Genomic DNA, 1,728 nt, shown 5'->3' on the forward strand with positions numbered 1-1,728 from the left:
TTGACACTCCCCACAGCTAAAGCAGGGGGATTCTTGCTTCAACCACTACTGCATTGGAGATAATACCATGCGGTATTTCAATGTCTTACACAGTGTCCACAAGCTAGATTATACTGTTCCCGTATGCCCTACGGTGCAGTCTTATATATATATTTATGCTGACTGCATTTGCAGTCCTTTATTCAAGATGTTTATACTTGCATTGCTATCTCTGTTATGCACTGTATGACAGTCTGGACATTCCCATATACGAACTGTCAGATTTTTTACCAGTGGATTCTTATATCCACAACAAGAACATGTCTGACTGCTTGGATACATAGTCGGTACTTTTACAACATCATTCCCATACCAGACAGCCTTATATGCAAGCATATCAAAAAACTTACTCCACGACGCAGAACCTATGTGCTGTGCCAGTTTATGATTACGCATCATATTTTTTACTTTCAAATCTTCTATGCAGATTGTTTGGTTTTCACGAATCAGTATAGTTGATTGCTTTTGTAAAAAATCGTTTCTCTGATTAGTAATCTTTTCGTGGACTAAAGCAACTTTTACACGTTGTTTATTACGATTGTTTGAGCCTTTTTGTTTGCGTGACAGTTTACACTGTTCACGCACAAGCTTACGCATGGACTTCTCAAGATATTTGGGATTTGCCACAACATTTCCGTTGCTGTCGGAATAGAATTCTTTTATACCTACATCAATACCTATCATACCGCCCTTATTAGGCATTGGTTGTGGTTCAAATTCCACATTCAGCACTGCAAAATACTTGCCTGTTGGAGTATGTTCAATGGTTACATTATGGATTTTTCCAATTTCCATCGACTGACGAACTTTCACATATCCCAGTTTTGGAAGTTTTAAATATTTTCCTGCAATGCGGATATTGTCGCCTTGATTGATCGTTCTGTAGGACTGGTGGCGGTTATGTTTACTCTTAAATATTGGGTGTGCAGCACGTTTCTGAAAAAAGTTCACAAAACCTCTGTCCAAATCACGTAAAGACTGCTGTAACGCAATAGAATCTACCACTTTAAGAAATGCAAAATCTTCACACTTTTTAAGCTCGGTCAGCATAGCCGAAGTCTGAGCATAGCCAATTTTATTGCCATTCTCATAGGCTTCATTACGCATAGCAAGTCCTTTGTTGTAGATGAGTCTGCAACAGCCAAGTGTCTGATTGATTAAATTTTGCTGTTCCCTGTTCGGGTAGATTCTAAATTTGATACCTTTTTGCATTATCCCAGTTTATCCTTTTGTCTTTGCGATGTTTTCTGATTTTCGATATACTGCTTGATTACATCAAGCGGAGCACCACCAACCGTTGATACAAAATAGCTGTTGGTCCACAGTGACGGCATTCTTGTTTTCAATGATGGATATTCATTTCTCAAAACTTTTGAAGTATATCCTTTTAATGATTTAACCGCTTTGTGAATACCGAACTGAGGGTCTACCTCCATGAGTATGTGTACATGGTCTGGCATGATTTCCATTTCCATGATGTCTACAGAAATATTTGCAGCATACTCAAGAAGAAGTTCCTTTAATCGGGTATCTATTCCATTTGTTAAAATTTTGCGTCTATACTTAGGACACCACACAACATGGTATTTGCAAGAATAGACTATATTGTTATTAGATTTATATGCAATATTCATATGTGTATTATATACCATTTCAAAATCTAATACAAGAGTATTTTTGTTCCATCTT

2 protein-coding genes are annotated in these 1,728 nt (G+C 37.3%); both read right to left on the reverse strand.

Annotation, left to right across the window (positions count from 1 at the left end):
- Positions 1 to 153: 153 nt before the first annotated feature.
- A complete protein-coding gene (gene tnpB / locus EDD74_RS14925; protein ID WP_116441110.1) occupies positions 154 to 1,251 on the reverse strand; it encodes an IS200/IS605 family element RNA-guided endonuclease TnpB in 1,098 nt (365 codons plus the stop codon).
- Positions 1,251 to 1,673 (reverse strand): IS200/IS605 family transposase, encoded by a 423-nt coding sequence (tnpA, locus tag EDD74_RS14930; protein ID WP_116441394.1) that lies wholly within the window; start codon positions 1,671 to 1,673, stop codon positions 1,251 to 1,253. The genes tnpB and tnpA overlap by 1 nt, the downstream gene beginning before the upstream one ends.
- Positions 1,674 to 1,728: the final 55 nt, after the last annotated feature.

Source organism: Faecalimonas umbilicata (assembly GCF_004346095.1).
Taxonomy (GTDB): Bacteria; Bacillota; Clostridia; order Lachnospirales; family Lachnospiraceae; genus Faecalimonas; species Faecalimonas umbilicata.

What these genes read in the sequence shown, in the direction of transcription:
- tnpB (WP_116441110.1), bottom strand. Translation starts at nt 1,251, where the DNA reads ATGCAAAAAGGTATCAAATTTAGAATCTACCCGAACAGGGAACAGCAA.
- tnpA (WP_116441394.1), bottom strand. Translation starts at nt 1,673, where the DNA reads ATGAATATTGCATATAAATCTAATAACAATATAGTCTATTCTTGCAAA.